Below are 16,173 nucleotides of genomic sequence, written 5' to 3'. Positions count from 1 at the left end.
GCGGTTTTGGACAATCGTATCTGCGATGCTATGACTTAGGAGCGATCAGAGGCGAAGCGCACACGGGGCGGAGCGCGCATGTCGACGGCAGTTGCTATTCTGGGGGGTATCGGGCTTTTCCTGCTCGGTATGACCGTCATGACTGACGGTCTAAAGGCGCTGGCGGGATCTGCACTGCGTACTGTTCTCGGCAAGGCCGCGGCAACGCCGCTCTCAGGGGCCTTCTGGGGCGCCATCGTCACACTGCTCGTACAGTCGTCGAGCGCGGTAACCATGACGACGATCGGCCTCGTCAGCGCCGGGCTCTTGACGTTTCCGCAGGGGCTTGGCCTCGTGTTCGGCGCAAATGTCGGCAGGACGGGAACGGCCTGGCTCGTGGCGCTGATTGGTGTGCGCGTCTCGCTTTCAACCTACGCCCTACCGATTATCTTCTTTGGCGCGCTGGCCAAGTTGCTGGGGGGTAGGCTAATCGCGGCGGCGGGCGGCGCGCTCGCAGGATTTGCGCTGGTACTCTACGGGCTGACCACCCTACAGCAGGGCATGGGAGGTCTTGCCGAAAGTCTGCACCCGTCCGACCTGCCCGCCGTCCTCGGCACGCCGGGTGTCGGCTGGATGGAGGGGTCGGTCGGTCTCATGAGCTTGATCGTCGTTGGCTTGGCGATGACCGCAGTCATGCAGTCATCGACAGCTTCGATCGCCGTGACCATTTCGGCTTTCTACGCCGGTGCGGTGGGCCTCGAGCAGGGCGCAGCCCTGATCATCGGTCAGAACATCGGAACGGCGACGAGCTCCGCATTGGCAGCCATAGGTGCCAGCACAACGGCCAAGCGCCTGGCTCTTGCCTATGTGCTATTCAAGCTCATCGCAGCGCTTATCGCGATCGTCGCCTTTCCGATCACGGCCTCAGTGATGAAGGCCTTCACCACATCGCTCGATGGGATGACGCTCCTTGCCGCCTACCACACGGCCTATAACGTGGTGGGTGTCGCAGTGCTCCTTCCGGCAACACAGTGGTTCACCCGTATCGTGGAGCGGCTCCTGCCCTCCAGGCAGACGGCGCTTCAGCGAGCTCTCGATCCAAGCGCGCTTGCCAGTCCCGTGATTGCGGTAGAAACCGCCCGGCGTGTCATTGCCGGCGTGCTCGGGAGGACTGCGGCTTGCGTTTCCGCAATGCTTTCTGGTGGAGCCGTCCCGTCGGCGCAGGCCGCTGAGGCGGAGGCCGCACTTCAGGAAGTACGGGCTTTCCTGTCCGAGTTAAGGGAAGGGCCTGAGACAGATGCCGAGCGCCTGCGTATGACGAGCACGCTGCACGCACTCGACCACGCCTCGCGTCTCGTGGAAATTTTAGCCGACGACAGTTCGCCTGGACACCCGGCTCAGGCCACCGGCGGCCTGCGGGCTGCGGAGCTATGCGCACGGGCCATGCGTGCGGCACAGGCGACAGGTGGCTCCATCACCTCGGAGTCTGCTCTTAGCACAAAAGCCGCCTCCATCGGTTGGAGCGTTTCGACCGAGGTCGCCGCAGCGCTCGATGAAGCAGGGGCAGCATCATGCGAGCTCGAGGCCCTGCAGCGCAACCATCACGCCGCGGCCCTCGCCTCCGTTGCGCAGGGGGAACTGACTGCTGCGGATGCCCTTATGCGGATCGAGGCTGCCCGACGGCTTGACCAAATCGCCCATCATGCCTGGCGTTCGGCTGCCCACCTGCTCGGCCGAGGCGTTAATGCCGATTGAGGCTTGCGGCGAGCCCCAAGAGCAGATGTGCTTATGACATTTGCCACCGTGCCGCTTTGCTAGCAGATTGTTAAAGTCGCGCGGCCAACGCTTCGCCTTTGTCTTCTCGACGGCTCGAAATCTCCTCGTCGTACAGCATCACAACCGCTCAGGCCTCGCCCGACATTCGCCCGCATCCGCGCCGGGGCGCGTGGAAGGCCGTGACGGGCGCGCTGGATGGCTGCCAGGTCGACCGCAGAGCCGCAAATTGGAAGTCAAAGGGATCGGCCTGCTCAGCTGCGCGCAAATTCCAGCAGTGGCCCGATGTCATGATTATCCGCAGTGCGTAACGCGGCAACGTAACGTGCTCGCAGTTCACCGACATCGGCCAAGCTGCCGCTGCCCCAACTGAAAGGCTTGCTGCCGAGCCGTTCAATCAGAAGATCAGCAGCCAAGCGCGCGTGACGGCCGTTCCCATTTGGAAACGGGTGAATAGCGACAAGGCGATGATGGAATCTGATCGCGATCTCGTCCGGTGGAAAGGTCTTCTGCGCAATCCAGTAGCGGATGTCGCTCGACAGGTTCGCTAGCTCTGTTCCGATGCGATAAGCCTGTATGCCGATGTTGCGCTCAGTTGTTCGGAATGTTCCTGCCCATTGCCAAACTTCCCCAAACATCCGCGTGTGCAATGCTCGCATGAAGTCTGCGCTAAGCAGCCGCTCAAGGGGCACACGTCGTCGGCCACGTGCCCACGCCGCACCCCCAACGATGTTTTCTTGTTCGGCCTCGTTAAGATCCCGGCGGTGCGTAATCCAGGTCTGAAGCAAACCCTCTCGCTCCAGGGGCTCAAGCGGTGTCGCGTCTTCGGGCTCTTGAAAGAGATCTGTCATATCTCGTTCCAGAGATCGCGGTCCGAGAGCCTGTCGCGGATATATGCCACCACGCGCGATTCGAAATCTGCATCATCGGTTCCCTGAGCTTCAAGCCGCATTGTATGGGCAACGCGCTGAAGGTCACGTTTGGCTATCTTGCGTGCGCGGGCTTCGACTGCAGCTTCAAGCGAACTGTTTGGAACAAGGGCGTAGACGAGCGTGCAATCCAACGCCTCGGCGGCTCGGCGCAACGTGTTAAGCTGGATGGTTCCCGCAGCCTCAGACTTCTCGATCGTTTCGATCGTTTGGGGCCTGACCCCAACTCGCCCGCCGAGCTGCGCACCGGTCATGCCAAGCGCATCACGTAGCGCGCGGACCCATCCCTTCGGAGGGGCTTTGAACCGGTCTATCGGTTGGAGTGCCCGAAGCCGTTCGTCGAGCCGCAGTCTCGCTCGCTTGCGATTGTCGTTCTTCATTCTCAGCCCATAGCCTGATTATATGAATTTATTATCATTCCATGGGCTGATTTTCAACACATAATATCAGCCTATAGCATGACGCCTTAAGCGTAGAATCAGTTCATAACATGACCAGCGTGCAAAAATCTCAGTCCACAGCCTGAGTCCGTCTGCCGACGATAGCGTCGCGCGCCTTAACTTCGTGGGGCCAGGGTTGGGTGGAACGCCGATCTCGCGCAGGACCATGCAGATCTCCTCCGAGGTCGAGGACAGTCTGCCACCGACCCTCGATCCGCGGAACATCGATCTGCCTTCAAGCCAGCTATGAGCTCGCATGCCAACAAGCCGAAATCGTCGCCAGGCGCCCCAGGGGGCAAAGTTCTCAGTTTGCGCTCACTTGACTATGAGCGGCGCCGAGTCGTCTGGACATGCCCGTCAGCGACGCCATGGCGCTGCTGCCGACGATCGCCTACCCTATCGACATCAGGCTGGCATTGCCTCCGGCTGCGGCGGTGTTGATGGAGGTGGATACCTCCTCCAGCAGCCAGTTGAGGCAGTAAGCATCTGGATCGCGTTCAAGCTGCTCGGTCGGGGCGGACTGGGTGAGCAGCAAAGGACCAGGCATGGCGGCGAGTTTTGCGAGCATGGCCGAGACCCGCTCGGCGTCACCTTCGATCAGAGCGCCGGCCATTGGGTTGGGATGGGCCGATGCCTCCTGCCAGGAAATCCGCTGCGCGACACTGACGGGAACGCCGTTCAACGTCGAACGGAGGCTGTCGTCGCCATCGATGACCGCGCTGTTGCCAGTGGCGAGAGCCGCCGAGATCTGGCGAATGAGGCCGGTCCGAGAGGCCGGAGCGCACAGGATTGCGCCGCGAGGATGAAGCGCATAGAGGTTGCGCTCACCGACGGGACCGGCAAGTTCGGTTTCGAGCCCGAGGGCCGACTGGCTGCCGAGATGGCGTGCCATTTCCGCGTCTTCCGAAAGGCCCTGTTGGTCCAGCCACTTGGCAAAGTCTGAAAGAGCGGGATCGCTATAGACGGAGCTATGTTGCGGGGGAATCGGCGGCGTCTTGACCAGCCGCCCCAGATAGAGTGGCCCCCCTGCCTTGGGGCCGGTGCCGGAAAGACCGCGGCCGCCAAAGGGTTGGACGCCGACGACGGCGCCGATGACGTTGCGGTTTACGTAGAGATTGCCGGCCTTGACCTGCGAGGTAACGATGGCGATCGTTTCATCGAGCCGCGTGTGGAGGCCGAAGGTCAGGCCGTAGCCGGTCGCGTTGATCTCGTCGATCAGGCGGCCGAGGTCCTGGCGCCGCCACCGGATGACGTGCAGGACGGGACCGAAGACCTCGCGCTTCAGCTCCGAAATCTTGTTGATCTCGATGATCGTTGGCGCCACGAAGGTTCCGTTCTTGGTCGCATCCGGCAGTTCAACGCGCTCGACAGCGCAGCCGGCAGCGCCCATGGCGGCGACGTGCGCCTCGATGATATTCTTGGCCTCGGCGGTGATCACCGGGCCGATATCGGAAGCAAGCCGGTTGGTATTGGCGATCGAAAGCTCGCGCAGCGCGCCCTTCAACATGGTCAGCGTGCGATCGGCGACATCTTCCTGCAGGCACAGGATACGGAGTGCCGAGCAGCGCTGTCCGGCGCTGTCGAATGCTGAGGCGATCACGTCGCCAACGACCTGTTCGGCAAGCGCCGAGGAGTCGACGATCATGGCGTTCTGACCGCCGGTTTCGGCGATCAACGGGATCGGCTTGCCGTCCTTTGAGAGGCGCTTGGCAAGTTCCGCCTGGATGATGCGGGCGACCTCGGTCGAGCCGGTGAACATGACAGCAGCGGTTTCCGGCGCTGCGACCAGGGCGGCCCCTACCCTTCCGTCCCCTGGAACGAGCTGGACGACATCGGAGGGAATACCAGCTTCGTGCAGGATCCGAACCGCCTCGGCGGCAATCAGCGGTGTTTCTTCCGCGGGCTTGGCAAGAACCGGGTCGCCTGCGACAAGAGCGGCAGCGACCTGCCCGGTAAAAATTGCCAGCGGGAAGTTCCAGGGGCTGATGCACACGACCGGTCCGAGCGGCGCATGCGAGGGCCCAAGCGTGCGGCGCGTCTGCTCGGCGTAGTAGCGCAGGAAGTCGATAGCCTCACGCACTTCGGCGACCGCGTTCAACAGCGATTTACCGGCTTCGCGGATGATGAGGCCCAAGAGGGTCTCCATTTTCGCCTGCATGATATCGGCAGCGCGATCAAGCAATGCTGCCCTTTCCACCGGCGAGACTGATGCCCAGGACGACGCGGCGCCCAGCGCGATCGCCACTGCTGCGGCAGCCTCGCCGGCGGTCGCTTCGCGCACGGTGCCGACAACGTCTCGGCTATCGGCCGGGTTGAGAACGTCGCGGGCCGTTGGCCCCACCTCGGTCTGGCCCGTCGGTGCAGCCGTCCACACGATCGTGGCGCTCGCCTTTAGGATTTCTGCCAGCGCCTGCAGGGAGGTTTCGTTGGAGATATCAAGGCCGGCAGAGTTGCGGCGTTGACCGTAAAGGTCGGAGGGCAGCGCGATCTTGTCGTGCTTCTGACCGGGCACCTGCATTTTGCCGACGATCTCGACAGGATCGGCAACAAGCTCATCGATCGAGACATTGGGGTCGGCGATCCGGTTTACGAACGATGAGTTGGCGCCGTTTTCAAGAAGACGGCGCACGAGGTAGGCAAGCAGGGTTTCATGGGTGCCCACGGGCGCGTAGATGCGGCACGGACGGTTGAGGTTCTGCCGGCCGACAACCTCGTCGTACAGCGGCTCACCCATGCCATGCAGGCACTGGAACTCATACTTGCCGACATAGTAGTCGGAGCCAGCCATGTGGTAGATGGTGGCAAGCGTCTGCGCATTGTGGGTCGCAAACTGCGGGAAGACCGCATCGGTTGCAGCAAGCAGCTTCTTGGCGCAGGCGATGTAGGAGACGTCGGTATAGATCTTGCGGGTAAAGACGGGGAAGTCTTCAAGGCCATCGAGCTGCGCGCGCTTGATTTCGGCGTCCCAATAGGCGCCCTTGACGAGGCGAACCATGATGCGGCGACCCGCGCGGCGGGCAAGATCGATGATATAGTCGAGCACGAAAGGACAGCGCTTGCCATAGGCCTGGACAACAAAGCCCATTCCGTTCCAGCCGGCAAGGTCTTCATCGAGGCACAGCGTCTCGAGGATATCCAGCGATAGTTCCAGCCGATCCGCCTCCTCGGCATCGATGTTAAGGCCGATGTCATAGGACTTGGCGATCATGGCAAGCGCCTTCACCTTCGGCAGCAGCTCGCTCATGACGCGCGCGCTTTGAGCTCTCGAATAACGTGGATGCAGGGCCGAAAGCTTGATCGAAATGCCGGGACCTTCATAGATGCCGCGTCGGTCGGAAGCCTTGCCGATGGCATGGATCGCAGCTTCGTAGTCCTTGTAGTAGCGTTCGGCATCCGCGCCCGTGGTGGCGGCCTCTCCGAGCATATCGTAGGAATAGCGAAAGCCGCGCTGCTCCAGAGGCTTGGCCCGCTGCAGCGCCTCGTCGATCGTCTCGCCGGTGACGAACTGCTCGCCCATCATGCGCATCGCCATGTCGACGCCGCGGCGGATGACAGGCTCCCCGCAGCGTGCGATCAGGCGGGTGAGCGCGGCTGAAAGGTTACGATCGTTGACCGTGGAGGTGAGTTTGCCGGTCACGACCAGCCCCCAGGTCGCGGCATTCACGAAGAGCGAACGACCGCCGCCCAGATGCGACTTCCAATCGCCTTCGGCGATCTTGTCGCGGATCAGGGCATCGCGCGTCGCCGTATCGGGAATGCGCAGCAGCGCTTCGGCGAGACACATCAGCGCAACGCCCTCCTGGCTCGAGAGTGAATATTCGTGAACCAGGCCCTCGACGCCGGTGCCCTTGTGCTTGGCGCGAAGCGCCTCGATGAGCTTGCGAGCGGTTGCGGCGGCGTCCTGCCTGACCTTTTCCGGAAGCGTTGCGGCGTCAACGAGGCGCGGGACACAAACGGTCTCCGGCGTACGATAAGCCGCTGTAATAGCGCGGCGCAGATCGCTTTGCGGTCGGATCTCCGGCGCAAAGCCCTCGAAGGGATTTGCAGTACCGCTAGACTGCGCGTTAACGGTTTCGTTCGCCACCGGATCGTTGGTGATCGTCATGTCTTTGCTCCAGAAAAGGATAGTGGTCGAACATAGCAGCTCCCATAAAGGTGATTTCACTTGAAATTGGCTTTAGGGGAATATATTTGCCTAATTTAGGCGAATAAATAGAGGCAATATCGTGAGCATTACCGCAAATGGAAGGGAAATCGACCAATTCGATCACAAGATCATCGAGGCCCTTGTCGCCGATGGCCGCATGTCCATTACCGACCTCGCCAAAAAGGTCGGCCTGTCAAACACGCCCTGCCAGGTCAGATTAAAGAGATTGATCGAAGATGGCTATATTCTTGGCTTTCGCGCGATCGTCGATGTGAACAAACTCGGGAAGAATCACGTCGCATTCACTGAAGTAAAGCTCTCCGACACGCGTGAGCATGCGCTGAAGGCCTTCAATATCGCCGCGCGGAAGCTGCAGGAGGTCGAGGAGTGCCACATGATCGCCGGCGCTTTCGACTATCTCTTGAAGATTCGCACGTCAGACATCGCCAATTACCGCCTCGTGCTCGGCGAGAAGATATCCAGCCTTCCTTTCGTCGCCAGCACGTCGACTTTCGTGGCCATGGAAGCCGTAAAGGAAAGCGGCGTCTGACGATGGACCTGTTCTCTTAAGGCCCTCCCCCTTCAAGCCGTCTGTCTGTTGGAGAGCAATAAGCGCGCACCTAAATATTACCCATTTACAACTAACATGTCAGTCTGCTACGTCTAACACATCGACTGGGAGAATTGACATTGACTGAGAAGTTCGGGCTTTCCGTTGCGCTTGCCACGCCGTTCGACGCCAAGGGCGAGATCGCTGTTAATGTGATGATTGCACAGGCAAAACAATGCCTTGCATCAGGATGTGAAAGCGTCACGCTATTTGGCACCACCGGCGAGGGATCCTCGATAGGGACGCAGGAACGTGAGCATATCCTCACCGCATTTCTCAATGCCGGTATCGCTCCTGAAAAGATCGTTATGGGCGTGCTGGTCGATGCTGCCGAGGATGCTGCGGCTCAGGCCGGAAACGCTCTTTCGCGCGGTGCGCGCAACATTCTGTTGGCCCCGCCCTCCTACTTCAAGAATGTCAGCGACGACGGCCTCTTCAAGTGGTTCTCTGCTGTCTTTGCGATCCTGGGCGACAAGGCGCGCGACGTCATCGTCTACAATATTCCGTCGGTAACCATGGTGCCCCTGACTGTGTCGCTGATCGGGCGTTTGCGTACAGCTTTTCCGACGGTCGTCGCCGGCGTCAAGGATTCGTCCGGCGACTGGCCGTTTACCGAAAGCCTGCTGCAAGCCCACGGCGACCTCATTATTCTGATCGGCGATGAGCGCCACCTTGCAAAAGGCGTGCGCCTCGGCGGCCAAGGCGCGATCTCCGGTATGGCGAACTTCCTGCCCGGCGAGGTGAAGCTGATGGCGGAAGAAGGCAGGGATGATGCCCGCGTAGAAGGTTTTGTCGCCGAGCTTCTGAAATATCCGGTTACCGCGGCCGTCAAAGCTATGGTGGCTCGCCTCAGCGACGACGAGATGTGGCTTGCGGTTCGTGCGCCACTCGTTTCAATTTCCACCGAGGGACAGGAACAGCTTGCTCTTGCCTTCGATGCGCTTTTCCGCTCCAAAGCAGCATAGGCGCCATGTACGAGGGGGAGGCAATGGACGGAATGGACGAGCAGCCGACGCTGCGGGAAAAGGCGTATGAGAGCTTCACACGCCACCTGCTGGCTCGCGACGTGCGTCCCGGTCAGTTCGTCTCCCAGCGTCGCCTTGTCGAACTGACCGGACTGACGCTTGCGGCGATCCGTGAACTTATCCCGCGGCTTGAGGCGGAAGGGCTGATCAAAACGGTCCCGCAGCGCGGCCTGCAGATCGCTCATATCGATCTCAACCTCATTCGCGAGGCTTTCCAGCTTCGGCTATTCCTGGAGAAGGAGGCGGTCGCACTCTTCACGCGCTCCGCGTCCGATGAGGCGATCGCTGAGCTCTTGAAGCAGCATCGCGATATCGCCGACGCCATTGCCAATGGCGACGCCTCCCATGAGCTGGAAGTGCGTGCTCAAGCTGTCGACTGGGGCATGCATGACGCGTTTATCGACGCGCTTGGCAATACGATCATTTCCAACGCCTACCGGGTTAATTCAATCAAGATGCGCCTGATCAGTCAGGAGCGCTTCCGCATCGATGGACGTGTTGGCCCGGTCATGGGAGAGCATTTGAAGGTTCTGGAGGCGATCGAAAGGCGGTCGGCCGAGGATGCGGTCAACAACCTCGCCGCCCACATCAACCACGCGAGGGATCGCGCGCTGAAGATCTAGTCGACAACAAGCCGGCGATGAGGAGATCGGCGGCAACAAGAGGAGGAGTTACATGCCATCATCATTCCTGAATCCCACCCGGCGCGGCTTTCTCGCCGGTACGGCCGCCCTCGGTGCCAGCAGCCTCATGGGCATTCGATCGGCATCGGCAGCGGTCGACTGGAAGCGCTTTGCCGGCACGACGCTGGAAGTCAACCTGGTTAAGAGCCCGCGCAGCGAGACGCTCATCAAGTACCTTCCCGAGTTCGAAGAGCTAACGGGCATCAAGGTCAATGCCGAGGCGACGCCGGAGCAGCAGCAGCGCCAGAAGACCACGATCGAATTGAGCTCGGGCAAGCCGAGTTTCGACGTCGTGCATATGAGCTATCACGTCCAGAAACGACAGTTCGAAAAGGGCGGCTGGCTTGCCGATATCAGCGGGTTCCTGAAGGATCCTTCCCTCACCGATCCGTCGCTGGTCGAAAGCGACTTTGCCGAGGCCGGCATGACCTTCGCCAAGGATTCCGATGGCGTCCTGCGCTCCCTGCCCTTCTCGGTCGACTACTGGATTGTTTACTGGAACAAGGCACTCTTCGAGAAGAAGGGCGTTTCTTACCCAACCACGTTCGAAGAACTGGCAAGTGCTGCCGAGGCACTGACAGATCCCTCAACCAACACCTATGGCTTCGTCGCCCGTGGTCTCAAGAATGCCAATACCCCGGTTTGGACGACGCTGCTGCTCGGCTACGGATCGAGCCCGCTTGGGCCGGACGGCAAGCTGCGCACCAATTCTGCGGAGGCCGTTGAAGCGGCCAAGCTCTATCAGCGCCTGATGACCAAGGCGGCTCCTCCCGGTGTGTCCGGCTTCAATTGGGCTGAAGCCCAATCGGCCTTCCTGCAGGGCAAGATCGGCATGTGGCTTGATGGCGTGGGTTTTGCGCCGCCGATCGAGAACCCGGAAAAGTCGCGTGTCGTTGGCCAGGTCGGATACGGCATCATGCCGAAGGGACCGAAGGCGCAGGCGGCCGCAACCACAGGAGATGGTCTCGGCGTCGTGGCAGCAAGCCAGAAGAAGGAAGCCGCATATCTCTTCTGCCAGTGGGCGATTTCCCATGACATGGGTGCGCGCCTGCTTCAGGCCGGCGCCGGTGTTCCGTTCCGCCAATCGGTCCTTGAGGATCAAAAGGTGCGCGAAGGCGTGAAGATGCCGCCTGCGTGGCTGGACGCTGTCGCGGGTTCGGCGAAAGTGTCGCAGCTGGCCCTGCCAATCATCATCCCGGTCACGGAGTTCCGCGACATCTATGGCGTCGGCCTCACCAACATGATCGGCGGCGCCGATCCAGCCACGGAGCTGAAGACTGCCACAGCTCAGTTCGAGCCGGTCCTGGCACGAAGCGAGGGATAATGGCTTCGGTGAGCATCGAACCCGCAACCGCGGTCAAGGCCAAGGCAAAGCAGAGGAGCAAACCGGGCCGGTTTGCTCCCAATTATTGGCCTTTCGTCATTCCCGCCCTGGTCGTCGTGGCGGCTGTCATCGTTTTTCCCTGGGTCTTTACCCTGTGGATGAGCGTCAACAGTTGGACACTTGGCCAGGCGCAGGTCTTTGCCGGGTTGGACAATTACCTCCGCCTGGCCGTTGACCTGCGCTTTTGGGACTCGTTGTGGCATACCGTGCTCTACACGACCTTGTCGGTCGTCGCCCCGTTGTTTCTGGGAACGCTGGCCGCCCTCATCTTCGATGCCCAGTTTCCACTGCGCGGGATTCTGCGCGGAATATTCGTGATGCCGATGATGGCGACTCCCGTCGCCATCGCGCTCGTCTGGACGATGATGTTTCATCCGCAGCTTGGTGTCTTGAACTACCTGCTTTCCTATATTGGTGTCGGTCCGCAGGAATGGATCTACAACCAGACAAGCGTCATTCCCTCGCTGGTGTTGGTCGAAACCTGGCAGTGGACACCGCTCGTCATGCTGATCGTACTTGGCGGCTTGGCGGCAGTACCGCGCGAGCCCTACGAGAGCGCCGAAATCGATGGCGCCAATGTCTGGCAGAAATTTCGATACCTGACGCTGCCGATGATCGCGCCGTTCCTGATGATCGCCGTCATCATTCGCAGCATCGACGCGGTCAAGAGTTTCGACATCATCTATGCGATGACGCAGGGCGGACCGGGCACTGCCTCGGAGACGATCAACATCTATCTCTACAACACGGCCTTTTCCTATTACGACATCGGATACGGCTCGGCCATGGCCGTTATATTCTTCGTGCTCATCGTGGTGCTATCCTTCGTCCTTTTGATGGTCAAGCAGCGCGCCAACTGGTCCGATGGGGAGGCACGCTGATGAAGCGCAAGGCACTCGATCGCATCGGACTTCTCTTCGTGGCGCTGGTGATGATCTCGCCGGTGGTCCTGTTCTTCCTGTGGATGATCTCATTGTCCCTGAAGTACGAGATCGATAACGGCGCCTATCCGCCGATCTTCATTCCTGAACGTTTCGCCTGGTCGAACTACGTCAAGGTGTTCGAGGAAAACAACTTCTTCCTTTACCTATGGAATTCGGTTCTGGTCACCGGGGCGGCGACGCTCCTGGCGCTCGTTATCGGCGTGCCGGCCGGTTACGGCATTGCCCGTCTGAAGGCTGAGAAATCCGCTGTCGTGATCATGATTGCCCGCATGACACCCGGCCTTTCCTTCCTGATCCCGCTCTTCCTGCTGTTCCAGTGGCTGAACCTGCTTGGCACGCTGTGGCCGCAGATCATCATCCATCTCGTCGTTACCGTCCCGATCGTCGTCTGGATCATGATCGGCTATTTCGAAACGACGCCGATGGAGCTGGAGGAAGCTGCAAGCATCGACGGGGCAACACCCTGGCAGGTCTTCCGATTGGTGGCGCTGCCGATCGCAAGGCCGGGGATCGTCGTTGCCTTCATCCTGTCGGTCATCTTCTCGTGGAACAATTTCGTCTTCGGCATCGTCCTTGCCAGCCGCGAAACGCGCACGCTCCCCGTTGCGGTCTACAACATGCTGTCGTTCGAGCAGGTGAGCTGGGGTCCGCTTGCCGCGGCAGCCTTGATCGTCACCTTGCCGGTGTTGATCCTGACAGTCTTCGCACAGCGGCAGATCGTTGCCGGCCTGACGGCAGGCGCCGTGAAGTGACGTCTGCGATTGCGATGGAGGAGCGACAAAAGCGGGCGAGGCACGTTCTGTGTGTCGGCGCTGCGCTCCTCGACACGCTCTTCAGAGTTCGTGTCATGCCGACCGGGCAAGGCAAGGTCCTGCCATACGATATGTTGCAGATTGCAGAAGGCATGGCCTCAAGCGCCGCCTTTGCGGTTGCAAGGCTTGGCGGGAAGGCCAGCCTCTGGGGTGCCGTCGGAGACGACGAGACCGGCGAGCGCATCATCGCTGATCTCGCTGAAGGCGGCATAGACACCCGTGGCATGCGTCGCGTGGCAGGCGCCCGCTCGGCCGTGTCGACGATCCTGATTGACGACGGCGGCGAGCGCCTGATCATCCCCTTCTACGATCCGCGGCTGCATCAGGTCGTCAATTCGGTTACGGCTGACGATGTCGCGGCATTCGATGCGGTTCTGGTCGACGTGCGCTGGCCAGAGCTTGCATTACAGACGCTGCTCGCTGCCGGGGAAGCAGGTATACCTGCCATCCTCGATGGTGACGTGGCGCCCGACGGAGTGATCGAGATACTGGCGCCTGCCGCAAGCCACATTGTTTTTTCGCAGCCGGCCGCAGAAAGCCTCACGGGGACGGCGGAGCCGGTATCGATGGTCCGTCTGCTGAAGGAGCGCTTCAGCCAGGCCTTCGTCAGTGTGACGTTCGGGGAAAAAGGCTCCTACTGGTTCGATGACGACAGCGCCTCTATCCGCCATCTCCAAGCACCGCGTATCACGGCCATCGATACGCTGGCGGCAGGCGATATCTTTCACGGAACCTTCGCGCTGACGCTTTCCGAGGGCCTGGCGATCGAGGACGTGATGCGCGCGTCATCGATGGCGGCGGCCATCAAATGCCAGCAATTCGGAGGGCGCCTCGGGGCGCCCGATCGAAGAGAGCTTACGGCTGCGCTAGTGAACTGGCCGGCTAGGGCTCTCGATGTCACCTCGCCGCCGGATTCGGCGTAAGCCTTTGGTATCAAGCGGCCTTCGAGACGGTCATGGTGCAACCGGAGGCCTTCAGCGCCCCTTCCACGACCTCGACGAACAGCTTGCGGAACCAGACCGAGCGGCCGTCCGCGTGATCAACGCGTCGGTAGAGCATCGTAACCGGGTCTGCGGGGAGCTCGATTGGCGGGGCCGAGACTTCAAGGCCGTGCAACTGTGCCATGCAGCGGGCGATCGACTCCGGAATGGTCGCGATCGCCGGCATTGCCCTCAGGGCTGGCGGCAACGCCGAAAAGCGAGGCACGGTGGCGACGACCTGACGGCTTAGACCGACCTTCGCAAGAATTGTGTCGATATTCGTTGCCGTATTGCCTTCAAAGGACACGGTGACATGCGCGGTATTGACGAAGTCTTCCAGCGTCAAGGGTGCCTTTCGCTTCATTTGCACGGGGTCGTAGACACAGACCGAACACTGACTGAAGAGCGGTTGCCTAATGTGCCAGGATGCCGGATCCTCGTGAACCGCAACGCTGAAATCATAAGCGCCGTCGTCTAGCATGCGGGCGGAATCATGCTTGTCCGCAGCGACACCGATCAGCCGTGCGCCCGGTGAGAGTTCACGCAGGCGCCCGACGAGCGGCCCGAAGAAAGCCGATTCCAGATTGTCGCACATGCCGATCTTGAACTCGCCCTGCCAGCTCTTGGGATCGAAGGCATCAGGCGGCCGGATCGCGCGCTCGATCCCCGACAAGGCATCCTCGATCGCAGGCGCAATGGCAAGCGCACGCGCCGTCGGTTGCAGACCCCGCCCTACCCGCACGAACAGTTCGTCATCAAGTGTCTCTCGCAGCCGCTTCAAAGCGGCCGACAGGCCCGGCTGACCGAGGAGAAGCCGCTCGGCCGCACGAGAGACATTGCGCTCCTGCATCAATACCGAGAAGGCCAGCAGGAGATTGAGGTCTATCTTTCGGAGGATCACATCATTCATCATTCTCAGTAATACCTGGCATGGTTACTATCAATTTGCAATAGGTTCAGTAGGTGTACATTTTCTCGTTCCCTGACGCTCAAGCTTCCTCCCATGGCGTCGGCAGAAAGGAACGATCATTCATGACCAACTCCCGATCTCCAGGTACAGCGCGCGTAGCATTGCTACTGCTCTGCGCTGCCAACTTTCTCGATGCAATGGACGTATCCACGATTGGCGTCGCGCTTCCGGCGATCCAGGCCGAGCTCGGCATGAAAGCGACATCCCTCCAATGGGCGGTCAGCGCCTACGTGCTTGGCTATGGCGGTTTCCTGCTGCTGGGCGGGCGCGTCGCGGACGTCTTCGGCCACCGTCGCGTCTTCCTCTGGTCGCTCGGCATATTCGCTGCCGCCAGTATTGCGGGTGGTTTTGTCGATAGCGGCCCGACTTTGATTGCCGCTCGCTTGATAAAGGGCATTGCCGCGGCGTTCACAGCACCGGCTGCCCTTGCCCTGCTCCTGTCGGTGTTCGGCGAAGGGGCAGCCCGTGCGAAAGCGCTTGGCGTCTTTGCCTCTACCGGCGCGACCGGCTTCGTCCTCGGCATGGTGCTGGGTGGGGCCGCGACCGTTTTCAGCTGGCGGGCAACGCTTGTTATGGGCGCGCCTGTCGCCGTCATCGCGCTGGCGATTGCTCCCTTCGTCCTGCCAGCGGATCAACGTCGCAGCGGGCCGCGTGCGACGTTCGACTGGGCAGGCGCAATGACGATCACGCCTGGACTTTTGCTTTTCGTCTTTGGCATTACCAATGCTGCGGCCGAGGGCTGGCAGGCAGTGCCAACCTGGGGAGCACTGGTGGCGGCCACCGCTTTGATCGGTCTCTTCCTCATCGTCGAATCTCGCCATTCTGATCCGATGGTACCGCTTGAGATATTCCGGCGGGCACAGCTTTCCCACGCCAATGCCATTGCCGCGCTGTTCCAGGGCGTCTATGTCGGCTTCCAGTTTATCGCGACCCTCTACTATCAGACCGTGGTCGGCTGGTCGGCCTTTGCGACCGGCTTCTCCTTTGCCTTCGGCGGCGTCTGCGTCATGTTCCTGGCGCCACGTTTTGCCACGATCGCGCAAAATCGCGGTACGACCGGGCTGATGACACTCGGCGTAGCGCTGCAGGCCATAAGCTATATCTTCTGGATCCTGAGTGTCGGCCACATCAACCCCATCTTGCTGGTTGCCCTGTCGCAGATCCCGCTCGGTGTGGGTTATGCCATGACCTACCCCTCCGTGCAGGTTGCCGCCCTCTCCGACGTTGGCGAAGACCAATCCGGGCTTGCATCCGGGCTGTTGTTCGCTTCCTTCCAGATTGGTGGCGGTATCGTCCTTGCGGCAGCTTCGGCGATCTTCGGTGCAGCCTCCGGTTTTGGCTGGGATCCGTATTTTGCCGGCATCACATTTGTCGCCGTCCTCTCGGTCCTCGTCACACTTGCTGCGGCACTCGGCCCGAGATCGTCTCTTATCGACCGGAGCATCTATCAGGCTGCGGAATAGTCCCTGACCGCGGCGCACGCGACGCCGCCGGGTT

13 protein-coding genes are annotated in these 16,173 nt (G+C 60.9%); 9 read left to right on the top strand and 4 right to left on the bottom strand.

Annotated features, from left to right (window positions below; translation table 11 throughout):
- Window positions 1–78: 78 nt before the first annotated feature.
- Entirely contained in the window at window positions 79–1,734 is a 1,656-nt protein-coding gene (locus tag PMI09_RS01315; RefSeq protein ID WP_007788094.1) for a Na/Pi cotransporter family protein, read from the top strand.
- Window positions 1,735–2,006: 272 nt separating this feature from the next.
- Here PMI09_RS01315 and PMI09_RS01310 read toward each other — a convergent pair whose 3' ends face one another.
- From PMI09_RS01310 to putA, 3 genes are all read right to left on the bottom strand, one after another.
- Window positions 2,007–2,603, bottom strand: coding sequence for a mobile mystery protein B (locus PMI09_RS01310; RefSeq protein ID WP_007788093.1), 597 nt, complete (start codon window positions 2,601–2,603; stop codon window positions 2,007–2,009).
- Window positions 2,600–3,061, bottom strand: a complete 462-nt coding sequence (locus PMI09_RS01305; RefSeq protein ID WP_007788090.1) for a mobile mystery protein A — start codon at window positions 3,059–3,061, stop codon at window positions 2,600–2,602. Before PMI09_RS01305 ends, PMI09_RS01310 begins: the two co-directional genes overlap by 4 nt.
- A gap of 451 nt (window positions 3,062–3,512) precedes the next feature.
- Complete coding sequence (putA, locus tag PMI09_RS01300; RefSeq protein ID WP_007788088.1) at window positions 3,513–7,226, bottom strand: trifunctional transcriptional regulator/proline dehydrogenase/L-glutamate gamma-semialdehyde dehydrogenase; 3,714 nt, start codon at window positions 7,224–7,226, stop codon at window positions 3,513–3,515.
- 121 nt (window positions 7,227–7,347) lie between these two features.
- On the opposite strand from putA, the gene PMI09_RS01295 reads away from it, so the two are divergent.
- The 7 genes from PMI09_RS01295 (at window position 7,348) to PMI09_RS01265 (ending at window position 13,649) form a co-directional block, all read left to right on the top strand.
- Window positions 7,348–7,818 (top strand): Lrp/AsnC family transcriptional regulator, encoded by a 471-nt coding sequence (locus PMI09_RS01295; RefSeq protein ID WP_007788086.1) that lies wholly within the window; start codon window positions 7,348–7,350, stop codon window positions 7,816–7,818.
- A gap of 140 nt (window positions 7,819–7,958) precedes the next feature.
- Window positions 7,959–8,843 (top strand): dihydrodipicolinate synthase family protein, encoded by an 885-nt coding sequence (locus PMI09_RS01290; RefSeq protein WP_007788085.1) that lies wholly within the window; start codon window positions 7,959–7,961, stop codon window positions 8,841–8,843.
- 5 nt (window positions 8,844–8,848) lie between these two features.
- Entirely contained in the window at window positions 8,849–9,526 is a 678-nt protein-coding gene (locus tag PMI09_RS01285) for a GntR family transcriptional regulator (RefSeq protein ID WP_183719583.1), read from the top strand.
- 52 nt (window positions 9,527–9,578) lie between these two features.
- Window positions 9,579–10,910 (top strand): ABC transporter substrate-binding protein, encoded by a 1,332-nt coding sequence (locus PMI09_RS01280; RefSeq protein WP_007788077.1) that lies wholly within the window; start codon window positions 9,579–9,581, stop codon window positions 10,908–10,910.
- Window positions 10,910–11,851 carry a carbohydrate ABC transporter permease gene (locus PMI09_RS01275; RefSeq protein WP_007788076.1) on the top strand — a complete coding sequence of 314 codons (942 nt, stop codon included), beginning with the start codon at window positions 10,910–10,912 and terminating at the stop codon, window positions 11,849–11,851. The genes PMI09_RS01280 and PMI09_RS01275 overlap by 1 nt, the downstream gene beginning before the upstream one ends.
- On the top strand, window positions 11,851–12,666 hold the full coding sequence (locus tag PMI09_RS01270) for a carbohydrate ABC transporter permease (RefSeq protein WP_007788074.1): 816 nt from the start codon (window positions 11,851–11,853) through the stop codon (window positions 12,664–12,666). Before PMI09_RS01275 ends, PMI09_RS01270 begins: the two co-directional genes overlap by 1 nt.
- Entirely contained in the window at window positions 12,663–13,649 is a 987-nt protein-coding gene (locus tag PMI09_RS01265; protein WP_007788071.1) for a sugar kinase, read from the top strand. Before PMI09_RS01270 ends, PMI09_RS01265 begins: the two co-directional genes overlap by 4 nt.
- A 10-nt stretch (window positions 13,650–13,659) precedes the next feature.
- Here PMI09_RS01265 and PMI09_RS01260 read toward each other — a convergent pair whose 3' ends face one another.
- Entirely contained in the window at window positions 13,660–14,619 is a 960-nt protein-coding gene (locus PMI09_RS01260) for a LysR family transcriptional regulator (protein ID WP_007788069.1), read from the bottom strand.
- 119 nt (window positions 14,620–14,738) lie between these two features.
- On the opposite strand from PMI09_RS01260, the gene PMI09_RS01255 reads away from it, so the two are divergent.
- Complete coding sequence (locus tag PMI09_RS01255) at window positions 14,739–16,139, top strand: MFS transporter (protein ID WP_007788066.1); 1,401 nt, start codon at window positions 14,739–14,741, stop codon at window positions 16,137–16,139.
- The last annotated feature ends 34 nt before the right edge of the window (window positions 16,140–16,173 follow it).

This window comes from Rhizobium sp. CF122 (assembly GCF_000282035.1).
Classification (GTDB): domain Bacteria; phylum Pseudomonadota; class Alphaproteobacteria; order Rhizobiales; family Rhizobiaceae; genus Rhizobium.
This window is presented reverse-complemented; position numbering and strand designations above follow the sequence as displayed.